The sequence below is a fragment of the Streptomyces sp. SirexAA-E genome, from assembly GCF_000177195.2.
In the GTDB taxonomy this organism is placed as follows: domain Bacteria; phylum Actinomycetota; class Actinomycetes; order Streptomycetales; family Streptomycetaceae; genus Streptomyces; species Streptomyces flavovirens.
Genome location: NC_015953.1, coordinates 485,492 through 498,083, shown reverse-complemented (window position 1 = coordinate 498,083; position 12,592 = coordinate 485,492). Strand labels below are relative to the sequence as shown.

Annotated in this window: 9 protein-coding genes; all 9 read left to right on the top strand. The window is 72.6% G+C overall.

The annotated features are described in order from the left end of the window. Positions 1-54: 54 nt before the first annotated feature. The 9 genes from SACTE_RS02100 to SACTE_RS02060 all read left to right on the top strand — a co-directional run bounded on the left by SACTE_RS02100 (position 55) and on the right by SACTE_RS02060 (position 12,558). The gene (locus SACTE_RS02100) at positions 55-636 is read left to right on the top strand and encodes a hypothetical protein (protein WP_014044373.1); all 582 of its coding nucleotides are present in this window, start codon (positions 55-57) and stop codon (positions 634-636) included. Further along, on the top strand, positions 633-1,100 hold the full coding sequence (locus SACTE_RS02095) for a DUF3618 domain-containing protein (RefSeq protein WP_014044372.1): 468 nt from the start codon (positions 633-635) through the stop codon (positions 1,098-1,100). The genes SACTE_RS02100 and SACTE_RS02095 overlap by 4 nt, the downstream gene beginning before the upstream one ends. Beyond that, the gene (locus tag SACTE_RS02090) at positions 1,100-1,366 is read left to right on the top strand and encodes a DUF4235 domain-containing protein (RefSeq protein ID WP_014044371.1); all 267 of its coding nucleotides are present in this window, start codon (positions 1,100-1,102) and stop codon (positions 1,364-1,366) included. Before SACTE_RS02095 ends, SACTE_RS02090 begins: the two co-directional genes overlap by 1 nt. A gap of 283 nt (positions 1,367-1,649) precedes the next feature. Then, positions 1,650-5,966 (top strand): HAMP domain-containing protein, encoded by a 4,317-nt coding sequence (locus SACTE_RS02085; RefSeq protein ID WP_014044370.1) that lies wholly within the window; start codon positions 1,650-1,652, stop codon positions 5,964-5,966. Further along, positions 5,963-8,395, top strand: a complete 2,433-nt coding sequence (locus SACTE_RS02080) for a SpoIIE family protein phosphatase (protein ID WP_014044369.1) — start codon at positions 5,963-5,965, stop codon at positions 8,393-8,395. Before SACTE_RS02085 ends, SACTE_RS02080 begins: the two co-directional genes overlap by 4 nt. Positions 8,396-8,481: 86 nt before the next feature. After that, positions 8,482-9,051, top strand: a complete 570-nt coding sequence (locus SACTE_RS02075) for a TetR/AcrR family transcriptional regulator (protein WP_014044368.1) — start codon at positions 8,482-8,484, stop codon at positions 9,049-9,051. 77 nt (positions 9,052-9,128) lie between these two features. Next, a complete protein-coding gene (locus SACTE_RS02070) occupies positions 9,129-10,316 on the top strand; it encodes an SGNH/GDSL hydrolase family protein (protein ID WP_014044367.1) in 1,188 nt (395 codons plus the stop codon). A 240-nt stretch (positions 10,317-10,556) separates the two neighbouring features. Next, entirely contained in the window at positions 10,557-11,645 is a 1,089-nt protein-coding gene (locus tag SACTE_RS02065) for an FUSC family protein (RefSeq protein WP_226995141.1), read from the top strand. Positions 11,646-11,748: 103 nt separating this feature from the next. Beyond that, positions 11,749-12,558: an SDR family oxidoreductase gene (locus SACTE_RS02060; RefSeq protein ID WP_014044365.1), complete on the top strand. Its 810-nt coding sequence runs from the start codon at positions 11,749-11,751 to the stop codon at positions 12,556-12,558. Positions 12,559-12,592: the final 34 nt, after the last annotated feature.

Sequence of the window (12,592 nt, the reverse complement as noted above, 5' to 3'; positions counted from 1 at the left end):
TATGTCCCGCCGACAAGGACGCATCGGTCACTTCTGGCGGGGCAGGCGGGGGGCATGCAGCGAAGCGACGCACGGACGGTCCCCCACGCATCCGGTGGCGTGCACGCCCGCGCCACCGATGGACACCCGCACGGCCGTCACCGGCTGGGCGGGCACCGAAGAGGGGCGTGGCACCGGCGCCTGCTCGCCTACCGCGAGGTCGAGCTCGTCCGGTCGCCGTCGCCCGACGGCGGTGACGCGCAGTGCCTGCTGCTGGTGCATGTCCGCAAGGTGGTCGGGCAGGTGGACTACCGCCTCTGCTCCTCGTGCGCGGAGGGCGTCATCACCGGCGTGTTCCTCGAGGAGAGGTTCCGGCGCAGCGGCCTGGGCACCAGGGCCCTCTCGCATCTGAGGGCCCGGCACCCCGGCCTGGTGTGGCGCACCACCGTCGACCGGCGGCTGACGCGCGACCTCCTGCGACGGATGCGGGTCGTCAGGCGTACCGGGGACGGCGGATGCCCGCACACGCCGGCGGGCGGGGGGCGGATCCGTGCCGCTCAGGAGCAGCAGGACCCCGGCCTCCCCTCCCGCTCCCGGGCGGGCGCCGAAGGGGCGAGGACCGGCATGGCCGAGAACAAGGAGAGTGGACAGCGATGACGGACAACGACGACAGGCCCGTACCCACCCCGGCGGAACTGCGTGCGCAGGTGGAGGAGACACGTGACGAACTGGGCCGCACGGTCGAGGCGCTCGCGGGCAAGGCCGACATCAAGAACCGGGCCCAGGAGAAGACGGCCGAGGTGAAGGACCGGGCCCAGGAGAAGACGGCCGAGGTGAAGGACCGCGCCCAGGAGAAGACGGCCGAGATACGGAACCGGGCGCAGGAGAAGGGCACCGAGGTCAGGAACCGGGCCCAGGAGGCAGCCGGACAGGCCCGGATCCGGCTGAGCACCACGGCCCACACACTGGGTGGGAAGGTGCAGGACCACACACCCGAACCGGTCCGTGAGAACGCCGGCCGAGCCGTGGAAGCCGCGCGGAACAGGCCGGGCGTCCTGCTCGCCGTCGGTACGGCGGCCCTTGTCGTCCTGCTCGTCGCCCGGCGCCGGGGGAGGCACTGATGAAGACCGTCGAGATCATGTACAAGCCGGTCGGACTCGCGCTGGGACTGACCGGTGGTCTGCTGGCCGGCGCGGTCTTCAGGCAGGTGTGGAAGGTGGTCGGCGGCCAGGACGAGGCGCCCGAAGCCACCGACCAGGACCGGGGCTGGACCGAGATCCTGGTCGCCGCCGCACTCCAGGGAGCGGTCTTCTCCACGGTCAAGGCGGCGGTCGGGCGGGGCGGTGCCGTCACGGTGCACCGGCTGACCGGCACCTGGCCGGACTGACCGCCGCCGGCGGTCCGCCACGGCACTCCGCCTCCGCCCCGCGCCCGGCCCGGAACCCTCGCTCGCAACGCGGGATCCGGGCCGGGCGCCGCCGTGTCCGGGTCCCGGCCGGAACCGACCCGTGCCGCGCCGCCGGGGCCCCACCGGGGTATCCTGAGCCACAGTTGTCTGGCGGCAACGGTTTGGCCGGCGTGGGGGACGCCGGAGGGGGACGGTCCGCGGTGCGGGCCGTCGGGGCATGCCGTCTTCCGGCGGCTGCCGGGGAGCCTACTGAGGATTGGCCATGGCGGAGACGACGACAGCTGAGAACCCGCGTCCTGTGCAACGCACGCGCAGGACGGGCAAGGTGGGGGAGCCGGAGCTACGGCAGTTGCTGGCGGGGCTCACGGCGGTACGCGACGGGGACTTCGGTACGCGTCTGCCGGACGAGGCCGAGGGCCTGCTCGGCGAGATCGCCACCGTCTTCAACGGCATGGTCGACCAGCTCTCCCTGTTCACCTCCGAGGTGACCCGGGTCGCCCGCGAGGTCGGCACCGAGGGCACCCTGGGCGGTCAGGCCGACGTACCGGGCGTCTCGGGGACCTGGGCCGACCTGACCGACTCGGTCAACGCCATGGCGGGCAACCTGACCACACAGGTCCGCGACATCGCGCACGTGGCCACCGCGGTGGCCAGGGGCGACCTCTCGCAGAAGATCGACGTCGACGCCCGGGGCGAGATCCTCGAACTGAAGAAGACCATCAACACGATGGTCGACCAGCTGTCCGCGTTCGCCGACGAGGTGACCCGGGTCGCCCGCGAGGTCGGCACCGAGGGCAACCTCGGCGGCCAGGCGGACGTGAAGGGTGTGTCGGGCACCTGGCGCGATCTGACCGACTCCGTGAACTTCATGGCCGGCAACCTCACCGACCAGGTCCGCAACATCGCCCAGGTGACCACGGCCGTGGCCCAGGGCGACCTCTCGCAGAAGATCACGGTCACCGCCCGGGGCGAGATCCTGGAGCTCAAGGACACCATCAACACGATGGTCGACCAGCTCTCGTCCTTCGCGGACGAGGTGACCCGCATGGCCCGGGACGTCGGCACCGAGGGCATCCTCGGCGGCCAGGCGGACGTGAAGGGTGTGTCGGGCACCTGGCGTGACCTGACCGACTCCGTGAACTTCATGGCCGGCAACCTCACGGCACAGGTGCGGTCCATCGCCCAGGTGGCGACCGCCGTGGCCCAGGGCGACCTCTCCCAGAAGATCGCCGTCACGGCCCGGGGCGAGATCCTGGAGCTGAAGGAGACCATCAACACGATGGTCGACCAGTTGTCCGCGTTCGCCGACGAGGTGACCCGGGTCGCCCGCGAGGTCGGCACCGAGGGCAAGCTCGGCGGCCAGGCCACCGTCCGGGGTGCCTCCGGGACGTGGAAGGACCTCACCGACAACGTCAACGTGATGGCGTCCAACCTGACCGGACAGGTGCGGTCCATCGCCCAGGTGGCCACCGCGGTGGCCCGCGGCGACCTGTCGCGGAAGATCACCGTGGACGCCGAGGGCGAGATCGCAGCCCTGGCCGAGGTCATCAACACCATGGTGGACACCCTCTCCGCCTTCGCGGACGAGGTGACCCGGGTCGCCCGCGAGGTCGGCACCGAGGGCCGCCTCGGCGGACAGGCCCGGGTACCGAACGTCGCGGGTACCTGGAAGGACCTCACCGACAACGTCAACTCGATGGCGAACAACCTGACCGGACAGGTCCGCAACATCGCCCTCGTCACCACCGCCGTCGCCAACGGCGACCTCTCCAAGAAGATCGACGTCGACGCGCGCGGCGAGATCCTGGAGCTGAAGACGACCATCAACACGATGGTCGACCAGCTGTCCTCCTTCGCCGCGGAGGTGACCCGCGTCGCCCGCGAGGTCGGCAGCGAGGGCCGGCTCGGCGGACAGGCCGAGGTCGAGGGCGTGTCGGGCACCTGGAAGCGGCTCACCGAGAACGTCAACGAACTCGCCGGGAACCTCACCCGTCAGGTGCGGGCCATCGCCGAGGTCGCCAGCGCGGTGGCCGAGGGCGATCTGACCCGGTCGATCACCGTCGACGCGTCCGGCGAGGTAGCCGAGCTGAAGGACAACATCAACTCGATGGTCGGATCGCTGCGCGAGACGACCCGGGCCAACCAGGAACAGGACTGGCTGAAGTCCAACCTCGCCCGGGTCTCCGGGCTGATGCAGGGCCACCGCGACCTGGAGCTCGTCGGCGCACTGGTCATGGAGGAGCTCACCCCGCTGGTCGCCGCCCAGTACGGCGCGTTCTACCTCGCCGAGGAGACACCCGAGGGCACCGAGCTGCGCATCGTGGGCTCCTACGGCCGCCCGGCCGGCGGCAACGGCCACGACCGTTTCAAGATGGGGGAGTCGCTCGTCGGCCAGGCCGCCCGCAGCCGCCGCACCATCGCGGCCGACGGCGTACCCGGTGACTACATCAGCATCTCCTCGGGTCTCGGCCCGATGACCCCGGGCAGCCTGATCGTGCTGCCCGTCGTCGTCGACGACCAGGTGCTCGGCGTCATCGAGCTCGCTTCGTTCACCGCCTTCACCCCCATCCACCGCGACTTCCTCGAACAGCTCATGGAGATGGTGGGCGTCAACGTCAACACCATCGTCGCCAACGCCCGCACCGACGAACTCCTCGGCGAGTCGCAGCGCCTCACCGGTGAACTCCAGTCCCGCTCGGAGGAACTCCAGGTGCAGCAGGACGAGCTGCAGCGGTCCAACGCGGAGCTGGAGGAGAAGGCGGCCCTGCTGGCGGCCCAGAACAGCGACATCGAGGCGAAGAACCTGGAGATCGAGCAGGCACGCCAGGAGCTGGAGGAGCGCGCCCAGCAGCTCTCGCTGGCCTCGACCTACAAGTCGGAGTTCCTGGCCAACATGAGCCACGAACTGCGTACCCCGCTCAACAGCCTCCTCATCCTGGCCCAGTTGCTCGCCCAGAACCCGACCCGCAACCTCACCGTCAAGCAGGTCGAGTACGCCGGCATCATCCACTCCGCGGGCAGCGACCTGCTCCAGCTGATCAACGACATCCTCGACCTGTCGAAGGTCGAGGCCGGGAAGATGGACCTCAACCCGGAACGCTTCACGCTGCGCCAGCTCCTCGACTACGTCGAGGCCACGTTCCGGCCGATGACCACGCAGAAGAGCCTCACCTTCACCATCAGCACCGCTCCCGGCGTGCCGGTCGACCTGCTGACCGACGACTCGCGGCTGCGCCAGGTCCTGCGGAACCTGATCTCCAACGCGGTCAAGTTCACCGAGCGCGGCAGCGTCGAGCTGCGCATCGAACCGGCGGCCGACCACGAGCTCCCCGACTCCGTGCACCGCGGCGGCGGCGTCGTGGCCTTCCGGGTGAAGGACACCGGGATCGGGATCGCCGAACAGCAGCTGGAGACGATCTTCGGTGCGTTCCAGCAGGCGGACGGCACGACCAGCCGCAAGTACGGGGGCACCGGCCTGGGCCTGTCCATCAGCCGGGAGATCGCGCATCTCCTCGGCGGCGCCCTGACCGCCCGGAGCACGCCCGGCCGGGGCAGCACGTTCACCCTGTACCTGCCCGTCGCCCGGGCGGACTTCCAGGACCAGGCCGCTCCGTCGCCCGAGGTCTCCGCCGCGGACTCCCCGGCCGCCGCCGAGCCCTCCGACACCCGCCGGCCGAGCGGTCCGGCGGACCCGGAGCCGCGCAAACCGCGCCGGCTGCTGGTGATCGAGGAGCGTCCGCGCGGGCTGCTCTCCCTCGTCGCCGAGAGCGCGGTCGCCGAACTCACCGGCAGCCACGACCGCGAGGACATCGAGGTGATCACCGCGGTCGGCCCGCAGGACGCCGCGAGCGCGCTGGCCGCCGCACCGTTCCACTGCGTGGTCCTCGAACTCGACATGACCGACGACGGGGCGGCACGCTTCCTGGACGCCATGGACGGCGACCGCGCACTGAAGACCGTTCCCGTGCTCGCCCACAACAACCGCCGTATGGACGCCGCGCACGAGCAGGCGCTGCAGTCCCGGGGCCGTGTCCGCCCGCTGGAGCTCCTCTCCAGCCTGGACGAACTGCGCGAACGCATCGCGCTGCACCTGTCGGCCGAGCAGCCCGGAGCCGTGGTGCCCCTGGTGCGCGGCGAGGAGATCCACCCGCAGGCCCCGCCGGCGATAGACGACAGCCTGCACGGCCGCACGGTGCTCGTCGTCGACGACGACGCCCGCAACCTCTACGCGCTCAGCGGCATCCTGGAGCTCCACGGCATCAACGTCCTGCACGCGGAGAACGGCATCGAGGGGATCGAGGCGCTCCGGGAGCACCCCGGCATCGACCTGATCCTGATGGACGTGATGATGCCGGAGATGGACGGATACACCGCGACGATGAAGATCCGCGAGGTGCCCGCCCACGCCACCCTGCCCATCGTCAGCGTCACCGCCAAGGCGATGCCCGGTGACCGGGAGAAGAGCCTCGCGGCCGGAGCCAGCGACTACGTCACCAAGCCGCTGGACGCCGACGACCTGATCGCCTGCGTACGCCGGTGGCTGGGCCGGCGGTCCGACGAAGCGCCGGTGGTGTCGTGACCCGCGAAGCCATCGGCGAGGGCACCACCGGACTGCCCCGCCCGGCCGGCCCCGCCGAGCCGGAGCTCGAAACGGGCGGATCCCCGTCCACATCAGGCGTCGGGCGGCTGGCCGCCACGGTGAAGCGGCTGCGGGCCGAGGTCAGGGCCGCACAGGCCGAGGCCGACGGGCGCGCCCTGGTCGAGCTGGCCAAGGGCGTCATGATCGAGCGGCTGCGCTGCGGACCGGCCCAGGCCGCCCGCCAGCTCACCGAACTCGCGGCCCGGGCCCAGCTGTCGCCGCTCGAACTCGCCGCGGACATCGTCAACCAGGCCGCCCGTGACCAGGTCGCCCAGGTGGCGGACGACTTCGTACGGCAGGCGAACGCCGCCCCCGGCGACGAGGGCGGGAGCGGCGACAGCTCCGTCGCCGTACGCCTGCGTACCGCCGAGTGCGCCGCGCTCGCCGCGAGCGACACCCAGGCCGTCGCCGAATCCCTGCTGGAACACGCGCTCGCGCCGCTCGGTGCCACGGCCGTCGCCGTCTGGGCGGCCGGGACGGACGCCTCCCTCGCCCTGTGCGGACACGCCGGATTCAGCGCCGACGAGGCGGACCGCTGGCGCTACGTCCCGCCCGGCGTGGCGACCGTGGCCCGGCACGCGCTCAGCGATCTGCGCATGGTCCGGATCGCCTCCCTCGCCGAGGCCGGCATCCCCTCCGTCGGGCACCGGCAGACCCCGGACGGCGGCCGGATCGCGCTGCCCGCCGGCACCGGCGGGAGGATGTACGGCGTCCTGGAGATCTGCTGGCCGCAGCGGCTGCCCGAGCAGCCGTCGGCCGTACTCCGCCAGATCGAGGCGCTGGCCGAGCTGTGCGCCCACACCCTCGAAAGCCTCCCGGCCGCCGACGCGCGGCACCCGGGCGGCGGGGAGGCGGCGGACCTCGCGGAGCTGGTGGACCTGTCCGAGGGGCTGTACGACCCGGCCCTCGTGCTCACACCGCACCTCGACGCCGAGGGCACCCTCGTCGACTTCCGGATCCGGCACGCCAACAGCCACTTCCTGGACCCGGCCGGGCGGCCGCGCGGTGCCGTCAGCGGCGCCCTGCTGCTGGAGGCCTACCCGATGGCCGCCGGCGACAGCGAACTCTTCGAGAAGACCGAACGCGTCTACGCCACCGGGGAGCCCTTCCGTGCCCGGCGGATGACCCTGACCGCCCTCGTGGACGAGGTGCCCCTCTCGTCCGTCGCCGACCTCAGCATCACCCGCCACCACGGCAGCGTGCTGCTGATCTGGCGCATCGAGGACGAGACGGCCCGGCTCGCCAGCCTGCTCCAGCACGCGCAGCGCCTCGGCCGCATCGGCGGGTTCGAGGAGAACCTCGTCACCGGCGGGATCACCTGGAACGGGCCGCTCTTCTCCCTGTACGGGCGGGCCGCCACCGAGCCGCCGGTCTCCCTCCAGGACCTCACCGGCCACGCCCACCCGGACGACGCCGTGGCCATCGGCCGCTTCCTGCGTGCCGTGCTCCACCACCGCCAGCCCGCCTCGACCGCCTTCCGGCTGATGCGTCCCGACGGAGTGACCCGCCACATCCGGGTCATCGCCGAACCGGTGCTGGACGCGGACGACCGGCTGCTCGCCGTCCGCGGCGCCTACCAGGACATCTCCTCGCAGCACTGGACCGAGGTCGCCCTGGCCGCCACCCGCGACCAGCTCGCGCACTCGGAGCAGGAGTCCGCCGAACGCAACCGGCTGACCCTCCAGCTCCAGCACGCCATCATGCCGCCGACCCAGGCCCCGCTCGACGCGCCCGGTCTGGACGTCGCCGTCCGCTACCGGCCGGCGGAGTCGGAGGCCCAGGTCGGCGGCGACTGGTACGACGCCGTCGTACTGCCCTCCAAGCAGATCCTGCTGTGTGTCGGTGACATCGCGGGCCACGGCATCAAGGCGGCCACGGGCATGGTCGTGCTGCGCAACGCCATGCGCGGCCTCGCCATCACCGGCGCCGGCCCCGGCCAGCTGCTGTCCTGGCTGAACATCGTCGCCCACCACCTCACCGAACAGGTCACCGCGACGGCGGTCTGCGGCCTGTTCGACCCGGAGACCCGCGTCCTGCGCTGGGCCAGGGCGGGGCACCTTCCGCCGGTCCTGGTGCGGGGCGAGGAGGCCACCACGCTGCCGCTGCTCCAGGGACTGCTGCTCGGCGCCCTCGCCGAGGCCGACTACCAGGAGGAGGAGATCCAGCTCGAGGCGTCCGACACCCTGCTGATGTACACCGACGGGCTCATCGAGCGCAGGGACACCAGCGTCCAGGACTCCCTCACCCAGCTCCTCGCCACCGCGGGCGCACCGGCCCCCACCCTCGAACGGCGACTGGACCGGCTGCTCACCCACAGCGAGTCGGACACGGACGACGACACCTGCATCATCGGTATCAGGGTCGGCTGAGCACCACCCGCGCCTTAACCTCTCTCTGATTTGCCTAAAGCCTTTAGGTAAATGCACACTGGAGCCCGTCGAACGAGGGAGAGACCGTGGCGCGGGCAGGGCTGACCACCGAACGTGTGGTCCGAGCGGGTGCGGAGCTGGCCGACGAGGCCGGCTTCGACCAGGTGACCGTCTCGGCGGTGGCGCGGCACTTCGGCGTCAAGGTGGCGAGTCTGTACTCCCACGTCAAGAGCTCCCACGACCTCAGGACGGGCATCGCCCTGCTGGCGCTGGAGGAGCTCGCCGACCGGGGCGACGACGCGCTGGCCGGGCGCGCGGGCAAGGACGCCCTGTCCGCCCTCGGCAACGTCTACCGCGACTACGCCCGCGAGCACCCCGGCCGCTACGCGGCGGCCCAGTTGCGGCTCGACCCGTCGACGGCCGCCGCCAGCGCCGGAGTCCGGCACGCCCGGATGACACGGGCGATCCTTCGGGGCTACGACCTGACGGAGCCGGACCAGACCCACGCCGTCCGGCTGCTGGGCAGCGTCTTCCACGGCTACGTCACCCTGGAGCTGGGCGGCGGCTTCGACCACAGCGCCCCCGACAGCCAGGAGACCTGGAACCGGATCCTGGACTCCCTCGACGCGCTGCTGCGGAACTGGCCCGCGAACTGACCGAGGCCGCGACCCGCCCCCGGTCGGCCGAGCCCGGAGCCGGCCCCACGTACCCACTCCGAACGACAGGTTGAGGCATGCGTACCGAACACAGCTGGATCACCACCCCCGTCACGGCGTCCCTCCTGCGCGGCGTCGTCGACGTGGAGCACACCGAGCACGGGCTGCTGCCGCACCGGCTGCCGGCCTGGGCCCGCGCCCAGTGCGCCGACCCGCAGCTGGCCATGGCCGAGTCCCAGCCCGCGGGTGTACGGCTCGCCTTCCGTACCCGGGCCACCGTCGTCGAGCTGGACACCCTGCCCACCAAGCGGGCGTACGTGGGCGCACCGCCCCGGCCCGACGGCGTCTACGAACTGCTCGTCGACGGCCGCCCGGCCGGCCGGGCCACCGTGACCGGCGGCAACACCCTGACCGTCGACATGACCACCGGGACCACCGAGTGGGCGCCCGGCCCGCCCGGCACCCTCCGCTTCGCCGGGCTGTCGGACCGTCCCAAGGACATCGAGATCTGGCTGCCGCACAACGAGACCACGGAGCTGGTCGCCCTGCGGACCGACGCCTCTGTCGAACCCGCCGCCGACCCGGGCCGCAAGGTGTGGCTGCACCACGGCAGTTCGATCAGCCACGGCTCCGACGCGGCCGGTCCCACCAGCACCTGGCCGGCCCTGGCCGCGTCCCTCGGCGGTGTGGAACTGATCAACCTGGGTCTGGGCGGCGGTGCCCTGCTCGACCCGTTCACCGCCCGCACCCTGCGCGACACCCCGGCCGACCTGATCAGCGTGAAGCTGGGCATCAACGTGGTCAACGCCGACCTGATGCGGCTGCGGGCCTTCGGCCCCGCCGTCCACGGCTTCCTCGACACCATCCGTGAAGGGCACCCCACCGCCCCCCTCCTGGTGGTCTCGCCCCTGCTCTGCCCCATCCACGAGGACACCCCCGGCCCGAGCGGTCCGGACTTCAGCGACGTGGCCGAGGGACGGCTCCGGTTCCGCGCCATGGGCGACCCCGCGGAGCGGGCGGCCGGAAAGCTGACGCTCACCGTCATCCGGGACGAACTGGCCGCCCTCGTCCAGCGGCGTGCCGTCGACGACCCGAACCTGTACCACCTCGACGGCCGCGAGCTGTACGGCGAGGCGGACTACGCCGAACTGCCGCTCCCCGACGAGCTCCACCCGGACGCCGCCGCCCACCGCCGTATCGGTGAACGCTTCGCCGAACTGGCTTTCGCCCGCGGTGCCTTCGCCGGCGCCCGGGAGGCGGTCTGACACGGTGACGCCGAGGCGTACGCGGGCGGTCCGGCCCTGGTCGGAGCGCCCGGGGGAGGGCGGGGGCCCGTGCTCCGGGTGCGGCGTTTGTGTCATATGCGGCCGGGTACAGGTGTTCTCTGCATTCAGAGCACCACCCGTCGAGGAGTGACCCATGGCTGCCCCGCCCTCCCGTCGCCGGCCCCCGGCCACCACCCCCGGCCGCCCCCGGTGAGGCTGTGGCCGGACCGCCTGGCCTGGGTGGTGCGCAAGCCCGACCGCTATCTGGTGGTGCAGTCGCTCAAGGCCGCGGCTGCCGCGGCCCTGGCGTGGGCGGTGACGGGCTGGTGGCTGGCGGCGCCCATGGCCCTGATGGCGCCGTGGGCGGCTGTCGCCCTGGTGCAGGGGACCGTCTACCGGTCGATGCGCACCGGCGTCGAGCTGCTGTCGATGATCGCGTCGGGGACCCTGCTCGCCGCCGGGTCGGCCGCCCTCACCGGGAACACGATGACGGCCATGCTCATCGCGCTGCCGGTGGCCGTCCTCCTCGGTAACTGGGCGCCCGTCGGCGAACAGGGGCTGTACGCTCCCACCACCGCGCTGTTCGTCCTGGCCTACGGGTCGTACTCGCCCATCGCCGTCGGACACCGCCTCCTGGAGACGCTCGTGGGGGCCGCGGTCGGCGTCACCGTGAACGCGCTCGTCCTGCCGCCGGTCCACTCGCTCCAGGTCACCCGGCTGGCGTGCTCGCTGCCCGGTGACTGCGCCCGCCTCCTGCGCCGCATGGGGGAGGGCGTGGGCGACGACTACTCGCAGGCGCGTGCGGCGGAGTGGTACGAGGCCGCGGGCGGGCTGTACAGAGCGCTGTCGGAGCTGCGTACCGCGCGGGCCTGGTCCTCCGAGAGCGCCCGCTTCAACCCGGGGCACCGCCTGCGCCGCCGGGTCCCGGCCGCCCCGTCGGACGACTGGGACACCGTGTGGACCCAGGTCAGCGACCGGCTCCTGACACTCTCGCTCGCCCTGAGCGAAGCGGCGTCCGACTGGCGGCGGCTGCCGAGGCCGCCCGGGGAGGCACTCGCCGAGCTGGGCGTCCTGCTCGTCGCCGCGGCGGAGGTCTGCCTGGTCGACCAGCAGGCCATGGAGCACGGGTACGACGACGAGCTGACGGCCCGCCGCCACGAGCACCTGGGGCGGGCCCGGGAGGCACACGTCCGGATGAAGGGCCGCCAGCCGGACACCGACCCGGACGCCCGGGCCTCCGTGGGCAGCCTGGTGGCCGCCTCCCAGGCCCTGCTCGACGATCTGACCCCGTCCGACGACCGGTCGGGCGCGGACCCCCGGCATACCTGACCGCGCGTTGGCGCGCCGACGCCTGCTGCCCGGTAATGGGGGTAGCCGGGGCCGTGGGCGCCGGTCCACCGTCCCGGCGACGCATCCGGCACAGGGAGGAACGATGACCGAGGAGATCCGACCGGTGGCGCCCGTCGCACTGGTGACAGGCGCCGATTCCGGCATCGGCCGCGCCGTGGCCGTGAGACTGGCGCAGCAGGGCATGGACATCGGCGTCACCTGGCACCGCGACCGCGAGGGCGCCGAAGCCACGGTCCGTGAGGTCCGGGACGCCGGCCGCCGTACAGCGTCGGCACGGCTGGACCTCACCGATCCGCCCGGCGCCGCCGGCGCGGTGGACACCCTCGCCGAGGAACTGGGCCGGGTGGACGTCCTGGTGAACTGCGCCGGCACGGGAACGGCGACCCGGTTCCTCGACCTCGACCACGCGACGGTCCGGCAGGTGCTCGACGTCGATCTGGTGGGGCCGTTCCTCTGCTCGCAGCGCGCGGCGCGCCGCATGATCGCCCAGGGCGGCGGAGGGCGCATCGTCAACGTCACCTCGGTGCACGAGCACCAGCCGAGGGTCGGCGCCGCGCCGTACTGCGCCGCGAAGGGCGGTCTGGGCATGCTGACCCAGGTCATGGCCCTGGAGCTGTCCGAATACGGGATCACGGTGAACTCCGTGGCGCCCGGGGAGATCGCCACCCCGATGACCGGGCAGGAGGACGCCGACGTGTACAGCACCGAGCGGCCCGGCATCCCGCTCGGCCGGCCCGGCGACGCCCGTGAGGTGGCCGCCGTCGTGGCCTTCCTGGCGGGGCCCGAGGCGTCGTACACGACCGGGGCGTCCTGGGCCGTGGACGGCGGGATGCTCCGCATGGGCCCGCAGGCCGGGTCGCACCTGACGTCCCACGACTGGCGCCGGCCCTGAACCCGGGGCCGGCCGCCGACGACAACCGATGAGG